Here is a 17,330-nt window from a genome sequence, read left to right as displayed (position 1 = left end):
TCCTCAGCTCCGCGGACCATTATGCGCTTTCGAATGAGCGCACCAATGGACGGTTGGACGAGAAGACACGTGGTCGGATTGACAAGCCGCGCGCCGTTCCGACGCCGACGCTCCTACAATCTGTTGCAGGGACATCCGCAACCAAGGGACTGGCATGCCCGGCTTTAAGGACATCCGCAACAAGATCCGCAGCGTGGAGAACACGCGCAAGATCACCAAGGCGATGGAAATGGTCGCCGCGTCCAAGATGCGCAAGGCGCAAGAGCGCATGCGCGCCGCGCGTCCCTACGCCACCAAGGTCCGCAACATCGCCGGCCACCTGGCGCAGGCCAATCCCGAATACCGCCACCCCTTCATCGTCAAGCGCGACGAGGTCAGGAACGTCGGCCTGGTGCTGGTGACCACCGACAAGGGCCTGTGCGGCGGATTGAACACCAATGTGCTGCGCCTGCTCACGCTGCGCCTGCGCGAATACGAGGAGCGCCACGTCGGCATTTCGCTGGTCGCGATCGGCGGCAAGGGACTCAGCTTCCTCAACCGCATCGGCGCGCGGGTCGTGGCCCAGGCCGCGCACCTGGGCGACACGCCGCACCTGGACCGCCTGATCGGCCCGATCAAGGTGCTGCTCGACGCCCAGCTGGCCGGGGACATCGACGAAGTCCACGTGTTCTACACGCGCTTCGTCAACACCATGACCCAGCTGCCGGTGGCCGAACAGCTGATTCCGCTGGCCGCCGAGCACTTGCGCCCTGACATGATGGGCCATCGCTGGGAATACCTGTACGAGCCCGACCCGCAGACCGTGATCGACGACCTGCTGTCGCGCTACGTGGAATCGATGATCTACCGCGCCGTGGCCGAGAACATGGCGTCGGAGCAATCGGCGCGCCGGATGGCGATGAAGTCGGCCAGCGACAATGCGGGCAATGTCATCGACGAACTGAATCTCGTGTACAACAAGAGCCGCCAGGCCGCGATCACCAAGGAGATCTCGGAGATCGTGGCGGGCGCGGCGGCGGTGTGAGGAGGCGGTGATGGCGCAAGCGAAAACCATCCACGTGGACGTGGTCTCGGCCGAGGAGGAAATCTTTTCGGGCGAGGCGGAGTTCGTGGCGCTGCCCGGCGAATCGGGCGAACTGGGCATCTATCCGCTGCACACGCCGCTGATCACGCGCATCCGGCCCGGCTCGGTGCGGATCCGGCTGCCGGATGACGGCGGCGAGGAGCTGGTGTTCGTCGCCGGCGGCATCCTCGACGTGCAGCCGGACGTGGTGACGGTGCTGGCCGAAACCGCGATCCGCGGGCGCGACCTGGACGAGGCGAAAGCCAGCGAAGCGCGCAAGCAGGCCCAGGAAGCATTGGCCAACAGCACCGGCCGCATCGATTACGCGAAAGCGCAGGCCGAACTGGCCGAGGCGATCGCCCAGCTGCAGGCGATCAACCGCCTGCGCGAGCGCCACAGGGGGTAATTCAAGTGCGCGGCGACAAGGTACCGCTGCAAGGTCTACACTTTAGCCATCACGGGCGGTTTGCCCGGATTTCGACAGGAAGTTCATCATGAGCACGACAGTCATTGGGGTGTTCGGCGAGTTCCAACCCGCGTTCAGCGCCAAGAACGCGCTGCTGGCGGGCGAGTTCTCGTGGACCCAGGTCCAGCTGAACCCCGACCACGAAATCCCGCCGCGCGACCGCGCCGCGGCGCCGCACACCGACCCGAATTCGGTCAACTACAAGATCGGCGCACTGTTCACCGGCCTGCTCGGCGCCGGCAATTCCTCGACCCACAGCGACCTGTACGGCGACGTGGTGCGGCGCGGCGGCTATGTCGTCACGGTCGACGTCACCGACGATACACAGCGCGCCCATGCGCAGGAAATCATCGACCGCTTCGGACCGCTGAAGACGGTGGAGGAGATCCAGCACCACGTGGCTTCGCCGTCCGCCAGCGGCAGCGCGGAGACCGACCTTCCTCACAAGCGCGACCTGTCCTGAAGGCCGCGCGGGCGGCGCACGGCGGGCGCCGCTTCCGCACCTCATTTGCCCCGGTGCTCTTGCCTGCACGCTTGAGTAAGCTCGGCGTGCCTGCGGCCGGTGATCGTTCTAGAATGATCTCCTGACTTACCATCGGCCCGGTCGCATGCCGTCCCATCCGTAAGATGCCGAACGCTGCACGGGCCGCTGGCTGCGCCCGCACCGGCGCAGGCATCGTGCGGAGGCACTGATGAAGCTACTCGAGGCAATCAACGATCCGGCCCAGCTGCGCCAGCTGGCGCCGGAACAGCTGGTCCCGCTGGCGCACGAGCTGCGCCAGTTCCTGCTCGATTCGGTGTCGCGCACCGGCGGTCACCTGTCGTCCAACCTGGGCACGGTCGAACTCACCATCGCGCTGCACTACGTGTTCGACACGCCGCGCGACCGGCTGGTGTGGGATGTCGGCCACCAGACCTATCCCCACAAGATCCTCACCGGGCGGCGCGCGCGCATGCACACGCTGCGCCAGGCGAACGGCCTGTCCGGCTTCCCGCGGCGCGACGAAAGCCGGTATGACACCTTCGGCACGGCGCACTCGTCGACCTCGGTGTCGGCGGCGCTCGGCATGGCGCGCGCGGCGCGGCTGAAGGGCGAGAACCACAAGACGGTGGCGGTGATCGGCGACGGCGCGATGAGCGCGGGCATGGCCTTCGAGGCGCTCAACAATGCCGGCGTGGCGCACGACCTGGACCTGCTGGTGGTCCTGAACGACAACGACATGTCGATCTCGCCGCCGGTGGGCGCCCTCAACCGCTACCTGGCGCGGCTGATGTCGGGCCGCTTCCACGCGGCGGCGCGCAACGTCGGCCGCACCGTGCTGCCGGCCCCGGTGGTCGAGCTGGCGCGCCGGCTGGAAGGGCACGCCAAGGGCATGGTGGCGCCGCCGGCCACGCTGTTCGAGGAGTTCGGCTTCAATTACATCGGGCCCATCGACGGACACGACCTCGACGCGCTGGTGCCGACGCTGCAGAACATCCGCGCGCTGCATGGGCCGCAATTCCTGCACGTGGTGACGCGCAAAGGCTGCGGCTACGAGCTGGCCGAGGCCGATCCGATCCTGTACCACGGCACCGGCAAATTCAACCCCAGCGTGGGCATCGTGCCGGCGCCAGGCCGCACCACCTACACCGAGGTGTTCGGCGACTGGCTGTGCGACATGGCGGCAGCCGACCGCCGGCTGGTGGGCATCACGCCGGCCATGCGCGAAGGCTCGGGCATGGTGCGCTTCGCCCAGCAGTTCCCGGAGCGCTACGCGGACGTGGGCATCGCCGAGCAGCACGCGGTGACCTTCGGCGCGGGGCTGGCGACGGAAGGCATGAAGCCGGTGGTGGCGATCTACTCCACTTTTCTGCAGCGCGCCTACGACCAGCTGGTGCACGATGTGGCGCTGCAGAACCTGGACGTCACCTTCGCGCTCGACCGCGCCGGGCTGGTGGGGCCGGATGGCGCCACTCACGCCGGCAATTACGATGTCGCCTACATGCGCTGCCTGCCGAACCTGGTGCTGATGGCGGCGTCCGACGAGAACGAGTGCCGGCGGATGCTGACCACGGCCTTCCACTATCCCGGCCCGGCGGCAGTGCGCTATCCGCGTGGCGCGGGACCGGGCGTGGCGATCGGGCACGAGCTGTCCTCGATCGAGATCGGCACGGCGGAAGTGCGGCGCCGTGGCGAGGGCATCGCCATCCTTGCGTTCGGCTCGATGGTGGCGCCGAGCGTGGCCGCGGGCGCCGAGCTGGGCGCCACGGTAGTCAACATGCGCTTCGTGAAACCGCTGGACGTGGCGCTGGTCACGCGGCTGGCGCGCGAGCATGCGCGGCTGGTGACAGTGGAGGAGGGCAGCGTGATGGGCGGCGCCGGCGCGGCGGTGGCGGAGGCGCTGGCGGCGGCCGGGCTCACGCGGCCGCTCTTGATGCTCGGCCTGCCCGACCGCTTCATCCAGCATGGCGAGCGCGCCGCGCTGCTGGCGGACCTGGGGCTGGACGCCGGCGGCATCGTGGCGTCGATCCGGCAGCGCTTCGGTACGCAAGAGCCGCGGCTGGCGGTCAGTAACGGTTAAGGGTCGAGGAGTGCAGCCATGCGGCTTCCCGACCTGCCCACGCCCTGGCCCGCGCGCGCGGCGCAAGAAGAAGCGATCGCGCTGCGCGAGGCGGTCGAGCGCGCTCTCGATGCCGTGCTGGCCGACCAGCGGCCGGACGGCCACTGGCTGTACGAGCTCGAGGCCGACGCCACCATCCCGGCGGAGTACGTGCTGATGGTGCACTACCTCGGCGAACAAGCCGACCGCGCGCTGGAGGCCCGCATCGCGCGCTATCTGCGCCGCATCCAGGGCGCGGACGGCGGCTGGCCGCTGCTGAACGGCGGTCCGTACGACCCGAGCGCCAGCGTCAAGGCCTACTTCGCGCTGAAGATGACCGGTGACTCGCCGGCCGCGCCGCACATGGCGCGCGCGCGGATGGCGATCCGTGCCCATGGCGGTGCGGAGCGCTGTAACGTCTTCACGCGCATCCTGCTGGCGCTGTTCGGCCAGGTGCCGTGGGAGGCGGCGCCGGCGATGCCGGTGGAGCTGGTGCTGCTGCCGCGCTGGTCGCCGTTCCACCTGTCGAAGGTGTCGTACTGGACGCGCACGGTGCTGGTGCCGCTGCTGGTGCTGGCCGCGCTGCGTCCGCGCGCGCGAAACCCGCGCGGCGTGCGGATCGACGAGCTGTTCCTCGATTCGCCACAAGGCCTGCGCATGGCGCCGCGCGCGCCGCACCAGGGCCGCTTGTGGTTCACGCTGTTTCGCGCGGTGGACGCGCAGTTGCGGCGTCTTGAGCCGGTCTTGGCGCGGGCCTTGCGCCAGCGGGCGATCGAGGCGGCGTCCGCATTCGTGGCCGAACGCCTCAATGGCCAGCACGGGCTGGGCGGGATCTTCCCGGCGATGGTCAATGCGGCGCTGATGTTCGACGCGCTCGGCCAGCGCGAACAACTGGCGACGGCGCGCGGCGCAATCGACCGGCTGTTGGTCGAGCGCGGCGCGGAGGCCTACTGCCAGCCCTGCCTGTCGCCGGTATGGGATACGGCCCTGATGTGCCATGCGCTGCTGGAGGAGGGTAGTCCGCGCGCTTGTGCGGCGGCCGGACGCGCGCTGGTGTGGCTGCGCCCCCTGCAGGTGCTCGACCCGCCGGGCGACTGGCGGGTGCGGCGTCCGCGCCTGCGGCCGGGCGGCTGGGCCTTCCAGTACGCGAATCCGCACTACCCGGACGTGGACGATACCGCGGTGGTCGCGATGGCGATGGACCGCGCGGCCGCGCTCGGCCACTTCGACGATGCGGCGGCCATCGCGCGCGCCGACGAGTGGGTCGCGGGAATGCAGTGCCGGTGCGGCGGCTGGGGCGCGTTCGAGGCGGACAACACGCAGTACTACCTGAACAGCATCCCGTTCGCCGACCATGGCGCGCTGCTCGATCCGCCGACGGCCGACGTGTCGGCGCGCTGCCTGTCGATGCTGGCGCAGCTGCACGGCGCGCCGCGCCGGCGTTCCCACGCGGCGCGCGCGCTGGCGTGGCTGCTGGCCCAGCAGGAGCGCGACGGCAGCTGGTACGGGCGCTGGGGCATGAACTACGTGTACGGCACCTGGAGCGCGCTGTGCGCCCTCAACGCGGCTGGCCTGCGCCACGACAGCATGCCGGTGGCGCGTGCGCTGCGCTGGCTGGCGGAGGTGCGGAACGAGGACGGCGGCTGGGGCGAAGACGGCAGCAGCTATGCGCTCGACCATGTTGGCTATTGCGGCGCGCCGAGCACGCCGTCGCAGACCGCGTGGGCGGTACTCGGTCTGATGGCGGGCGGCGCGGCGGGGCAGGAAGCGGCAACGCGCGGCGTGCGCTGGCTGCTGGAGCATCAGCGCGCGGACGGGCTGTGGGACGAGCCTTACCACACAGCGACCGGCTTCGAGCGCGTGTTCTACCTGCGCTACCACGGCTACGCGCGCTATTTTCCGCTGTGGGCATTGGCGCGCTACCGCAATCTCAGGCAGCAGGGCAGCCGCCGGGTTGCCTTCGGCATGTGATGCGCGAGGCCGAGGTCATCGCGGTGTGCGGCTTGCCCTTCGAGGCCGCGATCGCCGCCGGGCCACGCGTGCGCGTGGTGCGTGCGCTGGGCTTGCCGGATGAGGCCTTGCGCAAGCTGGGCGTGTGCGCGGGGATCATCAGCTTCGGCTGCGCCGGTGGCCTGGACCCAGCGCTGCGGCCGGGCGACTGCCTGCTGCCGGATGCGGTGCAGACGCCCGCGGGCATCGTCGAGGCCGACCGGCAGTGGCTGGCGGCGCTGCGGCGGATGCTGCCGTATGCGCACGGCGGCGCACTGATCGGCGCGGCGCGGCCGTGCAGCGAAGCGGCCGACAAGGTGCGCTTGTGGCGGCTCGGTGCGCGCGCGGTGGACATGGAGTCGCACCGGGCGGCGCTGGCGGCGCGGAGCCTGGGCACGCCCTTTGTCGCGCTGCGCGCCATCGCCGATCCTGCGTGGCGCACAGTACCTTCCTGTGTTCTCGCGGGATTGAGCAGCGGGGAGGTCGCGCTGGCGCCGATGTTGCGCGCGTTGGCGGCGCATCCCACGCAGCTGCCTGCCTTGCTGATGCTGGCAGCGGACGCGCTGGTCGCCAAACGCACGCTGCAAGCGGCGCGTGCGCTCGCCGGCGATGCCTTCTCCGTTCCCCGCCGGGCTATCGATTAAATGAAAACGGTCTTCCCCGCGCAGGCCGGGACACATGGACAGCTTGCGCAGCCGCGCTGTTGCGCCGCAGGCCCGGCAGCTCAGCATGGGGCCCCGCCTGCGCTGGGACGTTATTGGTCTTTTTCGTAGTTGGGCAACTTCTCCTCCTTCTCGCCGCGCACCTTCGCCTCGCGCTGCCCAAGCCAGGCATCCCGCGTGAACAGGTATCTGTCCAGCGCCGCCTCCTCCAGCAGACTGGTCGCGTTCAGGTAACGCGCCCGCGTACTGACGAAGTCCACGCCCCACAGCGAATTGCGCCAGGCCGGATCCGCGTAGGTGATCGGCGACGCATACTGGTCCACCCCAAACCCGGCCGCATCGCGGAAGGTGCTGGGCCCGAACAAAGGCAGCACCAGGTAGGGCCCGGACGGCACGCCGTAGTGCGCCAGCGTGAGCCCGAAGTCCTGGACGTGCCGGGGCATCTTCAGCGCCGAGGCGATGTCGATCGTGCCGAGGACGCCGAAGGTCGTGTTGAATGCGACCCGTCCGAAATCGTTCATGCCGTCGGCGATGCGCAGCTGGGCGAAGTCGTTGGCCATCACCACCACGTCGCCGAGGTTGGCGAAGAAGTTGTCGACCGCCGTGCGCACCGGCTGCGGCACCAGCTTGTTGTACTGCCGTGCGACCGGCTGGGCGAAGTTGCGGTCGAGCGCGTCGTTGAACCGGTAGGTCATGCGGTTCAGCGGTTCGAGGGGATCCTGCGGATTGCGGTTCGGCCCGGTCGCGCAGCCGCCGGTGGCGAGCAGCACCACCATGGCGAGCGCATTGCGGCGCTGGTTCTCATTCATGACTGGCTCCACGTTGGTCCTGCTGCGGTGTGGCGCGCGGCTGCCCCATCAGGATGGGCTGGAAGAACACCGCGCCGATCAGGGTGCATCCGAGCGCGAGCACCAGTAGCTTGCCCATGCTCGCCGTGCCCGGGTGACTGGACAGCCACAGGCTGCCGAAGGCGGTGCCGGTGGTGGCCGCCGACAGGATGATGGCCTGGGTCAGGCCATGCTGCAGCAGCGCGGTGATGCCGCTGCGCCAGGCCATCACGTAATAGATCTTGAAGGCGACGCCGACGCCGAGCAGCAGCGGCAGGGCGATGATGTTGGCGAAGTTGAGCGAAATGCCGAACACCACGCACAGCTCCAGCGTGACCAGTCCGGACACCAGCAAGGGCACCATGGTCAGCAGCACATCCTCGATGCGGCGGAAGGTCAGCCAGAGCAGCGCGGTGATGGCGACGATGGCGAGCAGCGCCGCTTCGATGAAGGCGTGGGTGACGACGCCGGCCGCGTTGAGCACCGAGATCGTGCCGCCGCTGGCGTCGGGCGCGATGCGCTGGACCGCGGCGGCGAAGCGGCGCAGCTGGCGGTCGTCGCCCGGCTCCATGCCCGGCGCCTTGCGCGGCGCGATGTCGAGCAGGGCGCGGCCGTCGGCGGCGACCCAGTTGCTGCGCAAGTCCGCGGGAATCGTACGCAGGCTGACCGGCTCGGGGTGCAGCGCCATGCGCAGCGACGCCAGCGCGAACTTGAGCGGGCCGGCCAGCGCCTGCTCGGCACGGTTGCGCGCGCTGGCGTCGGCGCGCGCGAGCTTGCCCAGGCTGTCGGCCAGGCGCCGCGCCGGACCTTCGCCCGCGCCCGGATAATCGAGCGCCGCGTTGCGCAATCCACGTGCGGCATTGCGCAGCGCGTCGATGCGCTCGATGTCGCTGGCGGGCGGCGCCGGCTGCTGCGCCAGCACAGGGTCGAGGCGCGCGGCCAGGCCGCCGATGATGTGGAGCTTGCCGGCCTGCTGCTCCGGCACCAGGCTTTGCAGCGTCGTCGCACGCTCGACCTCGGGCAGGCGGCCCACGCGCTGGCCCAGCGCGGCGGCCTGCGCCAGCGAGGGCGCGAGCACCTGCACGTTGTCGATGCCGGCCTCGCCGCTGCCGGCCAGCGTGTGCAGCGCCTGCACCGATTCGCTGGACGGATCCTTCAGGTGCAAGGGGTTGAAGTCGAAACGCAGGTGCCACAGCAGCGGCACGCCGGCCGCTACTATCGCCACGGTGCCGAACAGGAGCACGGTGCGGTTGCGCTGGAACAGGTGGTCGACCGGCGCCAGCCAGCCGTAACCCGGCATCGACGAGGCCGCGTGTGGATGGGACTTGGCGATCAGCGCCGGCAGGATCGTGAAGCAGGTGGGGAAGGCAACGAACAGGATGCCGACGCCCGCGATCTGCCCCAGCTCGGCCACGCCACGGTAGGCCGTGGGCAGGAAGGCGAAGAAGCCGATCGCGGTGGCCACCGCGGCCAGCGTGACCGGCAGCGAGATCGTGCGCGACACGGCGAGCAGCGCCTCATAGGTGTCCGCCAGTTCCAGCAGCCGCGCCCGGAAGCGCATGCCGAACTGGATGCCGAAGTCGACTCCGATCCCGACGAACAGCATGGCGAAGGCCACAGAAATGATGTTGAGCGCGCCGACCATCAGCATGCCCAGCGCGGCGGTCAGGGCGAGGCCGCCGAGCATGGTGATGAACACGGCGCCGACCAGCTTCATGGAATGCAGCGCCATCCACAGGATCAGCAGGACAAAGCCGAAAGTGACCGCAGTGCTGAGCGCAGCGCCCTGCTGCACCGACGAGAATTCGTCGTCTGCCAGCGGCACCGCGCCGGTCAGCGCGACCGTGGCGCCGTAGCGCTGGCCGAGGTGCAGCCCGGCCGCCGCGGCGCGGATCGCGTCGGACGATGCAGCGCCCGGCTGAAGCTGGGTGTAGTCGAGTACCGGGATCACCTCGACCAGGCTGTGCACCGGTCCGGCGGGAGCGCCGCCCGCCAGCTCCCGCCATGACAGTGCGGCGGGCCGGTTGGCGAGCGCGGCGTCGACGGTATCGGCGCTGCGCCTGAGGAGCGGCGCCATGTCCGCCAGCGTGAGCTGCCCCGTCTGCAGCGGTGTGAGCAGGGTCACGGAGAGCAGGTCGGCCAGGCCGCGCAGCGAGGGATCGCGGGCGAGTGCGTTCAGCAGCGGTCGCGCGTCGGCCAGTTGCGCGCTGAGGGTATTCAGTTGATCGGGCGGCAGGAATAGCAGGCCATTGCGCGCGAAGAAATCGCTGTCGGTGCCGAGGCTGACGGAGCTGAATAGCCTGGGCTGGGCCCGCAGCCGCTGCGCCAGTTCGCGCGCGGCCTGGGTGGCGAACTCCGGCGCGGGCGCGCGCACCACCACCAGCGTCGAATCGGCGCGCTGGGGAAAGGCGGCCGTCACGGCGGCGTCGCGCCGCACCCAGGGCGCGTTCGGATCGATGAGCGAACTGACATCGGTGTTGATGGCGAAATGGCGCGCGACATACACGGTGCTGGCGGCCACGACCAGCGCGAACAGGCCGATCACGAACCACGCGTGCCTGACCGAAAATCGTATCGTCCTGCAGATGATGGATGTCAGCATGGGACTCGCGCTCGACCGATATACGTCTGTTAGACCAGCGAAGCGCGCGCACGACTGCGGCCGCGCGCATGCCGCGCGATCGCTATACTTGGGCCATGCCGCTCGCGGAGGGATCGTGATGAAATCTTGTCTCTTGCTACCGCTGGCCGTGCTGGCCGCCGCACCATACGCCTATTCACAACAGGCCCCTGACAAGGTCGTGCGCGCGACCATCGATGGGGTGATGTCGGCCATCCACACCGATCCGGCCGCGCGTAGTGGCGACGCCAACCGCATCTACCAGATCGTCGAGCAGAAGTTCTTGCCATCCACCGACTTCATGCGCACGACGCAGTACGCGGTCGGCAACGATACCTGGGCCAAGGCCTCGCCGGCGCAGCGCGATGCCTTGTTCAAGGAGTTCCAGACCCTGCTGGCCCACACTTACGCCACCCAGCTGATGCAGATCCGCGGGCAGAACACGCAGTTCAAATACCCGCCGATGGCGCCGCTGCCGGCCTCCGCTACCGATGCCGTGGTCCGCACCGAAGTCACCACGGGCGGCGACACGATGCTGATCGATTACCGCGTGCACAAGGTCGAGGCCGGCTGGAAGATTTACGACGTCAACATGATGGGTGCGTGGATGATCGTCGTGTACCGCCAGCAGTTTGCGGCCCAGCTGCAGCGTGGCGGAATCGATGGGCTGATCAAATTCTTGGCGGCGCACAACCAGGCCAACGCCTGAGCTCAGGCCGTGCGCAGGCGGCGCGCCTCGAACCACTGCCATGACAGCAGCGCCGGCACGCCGAACAGGATCTCGCGCATGCGCTTGACCAGTGCGAGCGACAGCGCGACGTCGCCGCCGATGCCGGCCACGTAGCCGAACAGGATCACGGCCGCTTCCTGCACGCCGACGCTGGCGGGCACGATGAAGGTGGCGTGGCGCGTGGCCTGGGTCAGCGCCTCGATGGCGACGGCGGCGCTGGCGCTGACCGGGTGGCCGAGCAGCAGGAGCGCGTACCAGGTTTCGAAGGCGCCGAGCAGGTAGCCGGGCAGTTGCCAGCACAGCGCATGGGCGATGCGCCGCCGCTGCGCCAGCAGGCGGCCGATCTCGGCATCGAGCCGGGCGCCGTCCAGCCGCAAGGCCCAGGGATGGCCTTCGCCGAGCAGGCGCAGCGCGAGCGCGTGCAGCTGGGTGAACAGCGCGCCGCGCCGCACCAGCCAGGCGAGCAGCAGCGGCAGCGGCAGCGACAGGAGGACGCCGGCCGCGATGATGCCGAGCTGGCCCTTGCCGTCGGCGAGGCGCGCCATCAGCAGCAGGCCGAGCGCGGTGAACAGGTACAGGACGGCGATCGTGACCAGCACTTCGAGCACGATGGTGGCGCTGATGGCGGTGGTGTCGGCCACGCGCAGGCGCACCAGGCGCACGCCCACCACTTCGCCGCCGATGCCCACCGAGGGCAGCAGGCGCGCCACCGCCTCGCGCACGGCGGCCACCCACAGCAGGAACAGCATCCCGGCGCGGCGCTCGCTGTCGGCCGGCGCCAGCAGGACGCGCCAGGCTTGTGTGTCGAACGCGAGCGGAACCAGGTGCAGCGGGACCAGCAGCAGCAAGGGCCAGCCGGCGCGGTCGAGGGCGCCGGCGACCTCCGGCAGCCCCTCGTAGACGATCAGCGCGGTGAGCAGCAGCAGGCCAGCGATGCCGCCGATGAGCACGAGCCGCTTCATCGCGGCGCGGCCAGGTCGGCGAAGCCGCCGAAGCGGAAGCCTTTGCCGCGCAACTGCTCGCGCGCGGCGCGTACCCGCGGCGAGATCAACGCGGCCAGTTCGTCGGCATGGCGGCAGCTCGCGGCGCTCGCTGTGATGACCGCGCCGGATTGGCGGGCCGGGTGCAGGTAGATTTCGCCCACGCCGCTGGCGGGAAGATGCTGGAGGGCGGCCAGCAGGCGCGGCTCGTCGAAGTGACCGGTCTGGCGCAGGCCGATCATGTAGTCGTTGTGCGCGATGCCGGCCGCATCCAGCCGGTGCTCGAGCAGGGCGAGCCAGGGACGCAGCCACGGCGGCAGGCCGGCTTCCCGCGGCAGGCGGACCGCGCGCAGGCCGAACTCGCGGCCGATCTGGATCATCAAGGCGAGCACGGTCGGGTGCAAGTGGAAGTGCTTGTGGGCGTTGGCGTGGTCGAGTGCGAGGCCGGTGGCGGCGAAGGCTTCGAACTGGGCGCGGATCTCGTTGGCCAGCTGACGGCGCACTTTGGGCAGGAAGAAGATGCGCACGCCGTCGCGCGCCATGCGGCTGCCGAATTGTCCCTTGCTGTCGACGAGGTCAGGAATCGCGCGTGGCGGCAGCATCGCACGGCCATCCGCCAGCACCAGGTGAAGGCCGACTCGCAGGCCCGGATTCGCGCGGGCGCGGGCCACCGCATCGGCGGCCGCGGGCCCCGCCACCATCAGGCTCGCCGCCGAGAGCACGCCTTCGCGATACCCTTGTTCCACGGCGGCGTTGACGCTGCCGTGCAATCCGAAATCGTCGGCGGTGATGATGAGGCCTGGTGCCCGCTGGTCCACGCCGTCCTCATGAATGCGATGCCCCGTGCGAGCGCAGGAAGTGGAAGAACTCGACGCCCTCGCGCAGGCGGCGCCGCGTCATGTCCCAGCTGCCGAGCATTTCGCCGACGATCTCGCAGATCTTCGATGGCCGGAAGTAGAAGCTGCGGTAGAAAGTCTCGAGGCCGTGGTAAATCTCTTCGCGCGACAGGTGCGGGTAGCTGATCGCGGCCAGCTGCACGCCGCTTTCGTTGACCAGGTTGATCGTCTTGTTCGGCGGGATCCATTCGTTCTCGACGGCCTGCTCGTACAACCTGGTGCCGGGGTAGGGCGCGGCCAGCGACACCTGGATCGTGTGCGGATTGATCTCCTTGGCGAAGGCGATCGACTTCGCGATGGTCTCGCGCGTTTCGCCCGGCAGGCCGAGGATGAAAGTGCCGTGCACGGTGATGCCGAGCGATTTGCAGTCGGCGGCGAAGCGCCGCGCGATGTCGGTGCGCAGGCCCTTCTTGATGTTGAGGAGGATCTGGTCGTCGCCGGACTCGTAGCCGACCAGCAGCAGGCGCAGGCCGTTCTCCTTCATGATCTTCAGCGTCGAATAGGGCACGTTGGCCTTGGCGTTGCACGACCACGTCACGCCCAGCTTGCCCAGTCCGCGCGCGATCTCTTCGGCGCGCGGCCGGAAGTCGGTGAAGGTGTCGTCGTCGAACATGACCTCCTTCACCTCGGGCATGTGCTGCTTGATCCAGCGGACTTCGTCGAGCACGTTGCCGGGCGAGCGCACGCGGTAGCGGTGCCCGCCCACGGTCTGCGGCCACAGGCAGAAGGTGCAGCGCGAGCGGCAGCCGCGGCCCGTGTACAGCGACACGTAGGGGTAGTTCAGGTAACCGATGAAGTAGTTGTGGATGTCCAGGTCGCGCTGGTAGACCGGCGCGACGAAGGGCAGCTCGTCCATGTTCTCGATGATGGCGCGCGGTGGGTTGTGGCGCACGCCGCCGGCATCGCGGTAGCTGATGCCGTCGACGCGTTCGAACGGCATGCCTTGTGCGATGTCGCGGCAGGTGTAGTCGAACTCTTCCCGTGCGACGAAGTCGATGGCGCTGCTGGCGCGCAGCGACCCTTCGGCATCGACCGCGACCTTGGCGCCGACCATGCCGACCGAGGCGTCCGGCCGCCGTTCCTTGAGCAGTTCGGCGAAGCGCGCGTCGGACGGGAACGAGGGCGTGCTGGTATGGATGATGACCAGTTCGTAGTCCTGCGCGATGGCGAGCGTCTGCTCCACGTCCAGGCCATCGGCCGGCGCATCGAGCAGTCGGCTGCCGGGGACCAGCGCGGCCGGCTGCGCCAGCCAGGTCGGGTACCAGAAGGAGCGGATCTCGCGCCTGGCCTGGTAGCGCGAGCCGGCGCCGCCGTCGAAGCCGTCGAAGGAGGGCGCTTGCAGGAACAGTGTTTTCATGGCGGTCCTTGTTGCAGGGCGTCGTCCACCGGGACGGTCTGCTGGCGCCAGCGTACGGTCGAGCCGGCGAAGGCGCTGGCCCAGACCAGCAGCAGCAGGCAGTCGCGCAAGGGCGCTTGCAGGACGTGGCCGCCGTCGCGCAGGTTCAGCGCGAGGCGGGCGGCTGCACCGGCGAGCGCGATCGGCGCGGCGCCTGGCGCCAGGTACAGGCCGATGGCGAGCATCGGGAAGGTGAAGGTGATGAAGCTGAACGCGTAACCGAGCGGGTTGACGGAGCGGATCGTGTGCATCCAGCGGCGCTCGTGGCGCCACAGGGCCGCGAAGCTGGCTTCGGCGACGTCGGTGCGGACGGTGAGATCGGCCACTACGGTGCGCATGCCGCGCTCGCGGGTCAGGCAGCCCAGCCAGTAGTCGTCCGCCAGCCGGTTACGCAGGGCGCCAAAGCCGCCGATGGCCGCCAGCGTGCCGGCCCGCAGCGCGATCGATGCGCCGAAGCCGAAGTCGCTGCTGCCGCAAGCGCTGGCGACGCGCACCGATGGCATGAACCAGGTGTCGATGAACTGTGCGCCGAGCCGGCTCCAGAAGCCCGCGAGCGCATGGCCCTGGTACAGGCAGGTGACGATGCCGGTGCGCGGATCGGCCAGCGGCGCGCACAGCTTTTCCAGATAGTCGTGCGGCACGGCGATGTCGCTGTCGGCGATCACCAGCCACGGGTGGCGCGCATGCGGCGCCATGTTGAGCAAGTTGCTGACCTTGTGATTGGTGCCGTGGACGCGCGCATCCACCACCAGTTCGATGTCGCGCTCCGGATGGCGTCGCATCAGTTCGCGCACCACGCCCACGGCCGGGTCGTCGCGATCGCGGACGCCGAAGACGATCTGGTAGAAACTCCAGCTCTGCGCGCACAGGCTGGACAGGTTCTCGTACAAGTTTGGCTCCATGCCACACAGCGGCTTGAGCACGGACACCGGCATCATCGCTGGTGATGACCTGCCGCGCCAGGTGCGGGGACGGCACAGCAGGGCCGCCAGCGCATACAGGCTGGCCGCGATCAGGATCAGGTAGCCGGCCGCCATTGTCGTCACCCCGCGCGGCGGCCGCGAATTTCGGCCAGTTTGATCGCTACTTGCCGCGTGTGGACGTATTGGGCCGGGCGCTGGCGGTCGAGCGGAATGTCTGGCGCCATGCCGCCGCTGGTGCGCACGCCGGCCAGCGCGACCCTGCCGGCCTTGAGCGGATGGCGCACCGTGTCCAGCACTGCTGTCGCCTCGTAGCCGCTGTGGACCATGCAGTTGGCGCACTTCTCGTAGTGGCCGGTGCCGTAGGCGTCCCAGTCCGTGTCTTCCATCAGCTCGCGGAAGGTGCGCGCGTAGCCTTCGCCCAGCAGGTAGCACGGGCGCTGCCAGCCGAATACGGTGCGGGTAGGATTGCCCCAGGGAGTGCAGTGGTAGGTCTGGTTCCCTGCCAGGAAATCGAGGAACAGGCCGGACTGGCTGAAGGCCCAGCGCCGGCCGCCATCGCCCTGGCGCAGGATGTCGCGGAACAGCTGCCTGGTGCGCTCGCGCGTGAGAAAGTGCTGCTGCTCCGGCGCGCGTTCGTAGGCGTAGCCCGGTGACACGGTGATGCCGTCGACGCCCATCGCCCTCACGTCGTCGAAGAAGCGCGCAACGCGGGACGCATCGGCGTCGTTGAACAGCGTGCAGTTGATATTGACGCGAAAACCGCGCGCCTTGGCGGTGCGGATCGCGGCCACGGCGCGTTCGTAGACGCCGGCCTGGCACACGGAGCGGTCGTGCGCTTCGCGGTCGCCGTCCAGGTGCACCGACCAGATGAAGAAGGGACTGGGGCGGTACTGCTCCAGCTTCTTCTTCATCAACAGGGCGTTGGTGCACAGGTAGACGAACTTGCGGCGCTTGACGATGCCGCGCACGATGGCCGGCATGTCCTTGTGCAGCAGCGGTTCGCCGCCGGCGATCGACACCACCGGCGCGCGGCATTCGTCCACGGCGCCCAGGCACTCGTCGATGGACAAGCGCTGGTCGAGGATCTCGTCCGGATAGTCGATCTTGCCGCAGCCCGCGCAGGCGAGGTTGCAGCGGAATAGCGGCTCCAGCATCAGCGCGAGCGGGTAGCGCGCCTGGCCGGACAGGTGCCGGCGCAGGATGTATGCGCCCACCAGTGCCTTCTGCAGCAGCGGGATGGCCATCGCTACTCCGCCTGGTTCGCGACGAGTTCTGGCGGCAGCCGGAACTCGATGTGTTCTTCCAGGCCGGCCATCGTGCTCACCTCGACCGGGGCCAGCCGGCGCAAGGTCCCGATCACGTGTTCGACCATCGCTTCCGGTGCGGACGCGCCCGCGGTGATGCCGACCGTGCGCGCGCCGCGGACCCAGTCCGGATCGAGCTCGCTGCCATCGGCCAGCAGGTGGCTGGGAATGCCGCTTTCGGTGCCGATCTCGTGCAGCCGGTTGGAGTTGGAGCTGTTGGTGGCGCCGACAATCAGCAGCACGTCCACCTGCCGGCACAGCGCCCGCACGGCGCGCTGGCGGTTCTGGGTGGCGTAGCAGATGTCGCGCACGTCCGGCCCGACGAGGTCGCGGAAGCGCCGCTGCAGCACCGCGATCACGTCGCGCGTGTCGTCCACGCTCAGGGTTGTCTGCGTGACGTAGGCCAGTGGCGTGTCCGGCGCCAGGTCGAGCTGTTCGGCCTCGCGCACGTTTTGGACCAGCACCACGCGGCCATCGATCTGGCCCATGGTGCCCTCGACTTCGGCATGGCCGGCGTGCCCGATCAGGACCACCACGCGTCCGGCCGCCGCATATTTCCGGCCCTGGATATGGACCTTGGTGACGAGCGGGCAGGTGGCGTTGAGCACGTGCAGCTCGCGCGCGGCGGCATCGGCCTCGACCTGGCGCGCGACGCCATGCGCACTGAACACCGTGACCGCGCCGGCCGGCACCGCATCGAGCTCGTCGACGAAGCGCGCGTCCTTGTCCTTGAGGCTGTCGACCACCGCCTTGTTGTGCACGATCTCGTGGCGCACATAGACCGGCGCGCCATACTTCTGCAGGGAGCGCTCGACGATCTCGATGGCGCGCACTACACCGGCGCAGAAGCCGCGCGGCTGTGCCAATATCACGCGCAGCGCCGGGGCGCGCGCAG

15 protein-coding genes are annotated in these 17,330 nt (G+C 69.3%); 7 read left to right on the top strand and 8 right to left on the bottom strand.

The genetic code is table 11. The annotated features are described in order from the left end of the window. Nucleotides 1-154: 154 nt before the first annotated feature. The 6 genes from atpG to NX778_RS13965 all read left to right on the top strand — a co-directional run bounded on the left by atpG (nucleotide 155) and on the right by NX778_RS13965 (nucleotide 6,741). Complete coding sequence (gene atpG, locus NX778_RS13990; RefSeq protein WP_258812362.1) at nucleotides 155-1,024, top strand: F0F1 ATP synthase subunit gamma; 870 nt, start codon at nucleotides 155-157, stop codon at nucleotides 1,022-1,024. Nucleotides 1,025-1,034: 10 nt separating this feature from the next. After that, on the top strand, nucleotides 1,035-1,469 hold the full coding sequence (locus tag NX778_RS13985; protein ID WP_258812361.1) for a F0F1 ATP synthase subunit epsilon: 435 nt from the start codon (nucleotides 1,035-1,037) through the stop codon (nucleotides 1,467-1,469). Nucleotides 1,470-1,557: 88 nt separating this feature from the next. Then, nucleotides 1,558-1,992 (top strand): hypothetical protein, encoded by a 435-nt coding sequence (locus NX778_RS13980; protein WP_258812360.1) that lies wholly within the window; start codon nucleotides 1,558-1,560, stop codon nucleotides 1,990-1,992. A gap of 229 nt (nucleotides 1,993-2,221) precedes the next feature. Further along, nucleotides 2,222-4,090, top strand: a complete 1,869-nt coding sequence (dxs, locus tag NX778_RS13975) for a 1-deoxy-D-xylulose-5-phosphate synthase (RefSeq protein ID WP_258812359.1) — start codon at nucleotides 2,222-2,224, stop codon at nucleotides 4,088-4,090. Between the two features lie 18 nt (nucleotides 4,091-4,108). Then, complete coding sequence (gene shc / locus NX778_RS13970; RefSeq protein WP_258812358.1) at nucleotides 4,109-6,079, top strand: squalene--hopene cyclase; 1,971 nt, start codon at nucleotides 4,109-4,111, stop codon at nucleotides 6,077-6,079. Further along, on the top strand, nucleotides 6,079-6,741 hold the full coding sequence (locus tag NX778_RS13965; protein ID WP_258812357.1) for a phosphorylase family protein: 663 nt from the start codon (nucleotides 6,079-6,081) through the stop codon (nucleotides 6,739-6,741). Before shc ends, NX778_RS13965 begins: the two co-directional genes overlap by 1 nt. A 110-nt stretch (nucleotides 6,742-6,851) precedes the next feature. Here NX778_RS13965 and NX778_RS13960 read toward each other — a convergent pair whose 3' ends face one another. After that, on the bottom strand, nucleotides 6,852-7,568 hold the full coding sequence (locus NX778_RS13960) for an MlaA family lipoprotein (RefSeq protein ID WP_258812356.1): 717 nt from the start codon (nucleotides 7,566-7,568) through the stop codon (nucleotides 6,852-6,854). Continuing rightward, entirely contained in the window at nucleotides 7,561-10,188 is a 2,628-nt protein-coding gene (gene hpnN / locus NX778_RS13955) for a hopanoid transporter HpnN (protein ID WP_258812355.1), read from the bottom strand. The genes NX778_RS13960 and hpnN overlap by 8 nt, the downstream gene beginning before the upstream one ends. Nucleotides 10,189-10,306: 118 nt before the next feature. Between hpnN and NX778_RS13950 the strand changes: the two genes are divergently transcribed. Continuing rightward, a complete protein-coding gene (locus NX778_RS13950; protein WP_258812354.1) occupies nucleotides 10,307-10,915 on the top strand; it encodes an MlaC/ttg2D family ABC transporter substrate-binding protein in 609 nt (202 codons plus the stop codon). A gap of 2 nt (nucleotides 10,916-10,917) precedes the next feature. On the opposite strand, the gene NX778_RS13945 is transcribed toward NX778_RS13950, so the two are convergent. The 6 genes from NX778_RS13945 to ispH are packed head-to-tail and all read right to left on the bottom strand — an operon-like array spanning nucleotide 10,918 to nucleotide 17,313. After that, the gene (locus tag NX778_RS13945; RefSeq protein ID WP_258812353.1) at nucleotides 10,918-11,898 is read right to left on the bottom strand and encodes a lysylphosphatidylglycerol synthase domain-containing protein; all 981 of its coding nucleotides are present in this window, start codon (nucleotides 11,896-11,898) and stop codon (nucleotides 10,918-10,920) included. Continuing rightward, nucleotides 11,895-12,734, bottom strand: coding sequence for a hopanoid biosynthesis-associated protein HpnK (gene hpnK / locus NX778_RS13940; protein WP_258812352.1), 840 nt, complete (start codon nucleotides 12,732-12,734; stop codon nucleotides 11,895-11,897). The genes NX778_RS13945 and hpnK overlap by 4 nt, the downstream gene beginning before the upstream one ends. A 7-nt stretch (nucleotides 12,735-12,741) precedes the next feature. After that, a complete protein-coding gene (gene hpnJ / locus NX778_RS13935) occupies nucleotides 12,742-14,169 on the bottom strand; it encodes a hopanoid biosynthesis associated radical SAM protein HpnJ (RefSeq protein WP_258812351.1) in 1,428 nt (475 codons plus the stop codon). After that, the gene (gene hpnI / locus NX778_RS13930; protein ID WP_258812350.1) at nucleotides 14,166-15,245 is read right to left on the bottom strand and encodes a bacteriohopanetetrol glucosamine biosynthesis glycosyltransferase HpnI; all 1,080 of its coding nucleotides are present in this window, start codon (nucleotides 15,243-15,245) and stop codon (nucleotides 14,166-14,168) included. Before hpnI ends, hpnJ begins: the two co-directional genes overlap by 4 nt. A gap of 5 nt (nucleotides 15,246-15,250) precedes the next feature. Next, on the bottom strand, nucleotides 15,251-16,375 hold the full coding sequence (gene hpnH / locus NX778_RS13925) for an adenosyl-hopene transferase HpnH (RefSeq protein WP_258812349.1): 1,125 nt from the start codon (nucleotides 16,373-16,375) through the stop codon (nucleotides 15,251-15,253). A 2-nt stretch (nucleotides 16,376-16,377) separates the two neighbouring features. Beyond that, nucleotides 16,378-17,313: a 4-hydroxy-3-methylbut-2-enyl diphosphate reductase gene (gene ispH, locus NX778_RS13920; protein WP_258812572.1), complete on the bottom strand. Its 936-nt coding sequence runs from the start codon at nucleotides 17,311-17,313 to the stop codon at nucleotides 16,378-16,380. Nucleotides 17,314-17,330: the final 17 nt, after the last annotated feature.

Source organism: Massilia terrae (assembly GCF_024753145.1).
Taxonomy (GTDB): domain Bacteria; phylum Pseudomonadota; class Gammaproteobacteria; order Burkholderiales; family Burkholderiaceae_D; genus Telluria; species Telluria terrae.
Note: the sequence above shows the minus strand (reverse complement) of the source record. Positions and strands in the feature narration are given on the sequence as shown.

Excerpts from the sequence above, each read along its gene's own strand:
- atpG (WP_258812362.1), top strand. The coding sequence starts at position 155 with ATGCCCGGCTTTAAGGACATCCGCAACAAGATCCGCAGCGTGGAGAAC.
- NX778_RS13985 (WP_258812361.1), top strand. The coding sequence starts at position 1,035 with ATGGCGCAAGCGAAAACCATCCACGTGGACGTGGTCTCGGCCGAGGAG.
- NX778_RS13980 (WP_258812360.1), top strand. The coding sequence starts at position 1,558 with ATGAGCACGACAGTCATTGGGGTGTTCGGCGAGTTCCAACCCGCGTTC.
- dxs (WP_258812359.1), top strand. The coding sequence starts at position 2,222 with ATGAAGCTACTCGAGGCAATCAACGATCCGGCCCAGCTGCGCCAGCTG.
- shc (WP_258812358.1), top strand. The coding sequence starts at position 4,109 with ATGCGGCTTCCCGACCTGCCCACGCCCTGGCCCGCGCGCGCGGCGCAA.
- NX778_RS13965 (WP_258812357.1), top strand. The coding sequence starts at position 6,079 with ATGCGCGAGGCCGAGGTCATCGCGGTGTGCGGCTTGCCCTTCGAGGCC.
- NX778_RS13960 (WP_258812356.1), bottom strand. The coding sequence starts at position 7,568 with ATGAATGAGAACCAGCGCCGCAATGCGCTCGCCATGGTGGTGCTGCTC.
- hpnN (WP_258812355.1), bottom strand. The coding sequence starts at position 10,188 with ATGCTGACATCCATCATCTGCAGGACGATACGATTTTCGGTCAGGCAC.
- NX778_RS13950 (WP_258812354.1), top strand. The coding sequence starts at position 10,307 with ATGAAATCTTGTCTCTTGCTACCGCTGGCCGTGCTGGCCGCCGCACCA.
- NX778_RS13945 (WP_258812353.1), bottom strand. The coding sequence starts at position 11,898 with ATGAAGCGGCTCGTGCTCATCGGCGGCATCGCTGGCCTGCTGCTGCTC.
- hpnJ (WP_258812351.1), bottom strand. The coding sequence starts at position 14,169 with ATGAAAACACTGTTCCTGCAAGCGCCCTCCTTCGACGGCTTCGACGGC.
- hpnI (WP_258812350.1), bottom strand. The coding sequence starts at position 15,245 with ATGGCGGCCGGCTACCTGATCCTGATCGCGGCCAGCCTGTATGCGCTG.
- hpnH (WP_258812349.1), bottom strand. The coding sequence starts at position 16,375 with ATGGCCATCCCGCTGCTGCAGAAGGCACTGGTGGGCGCATACATCCTG.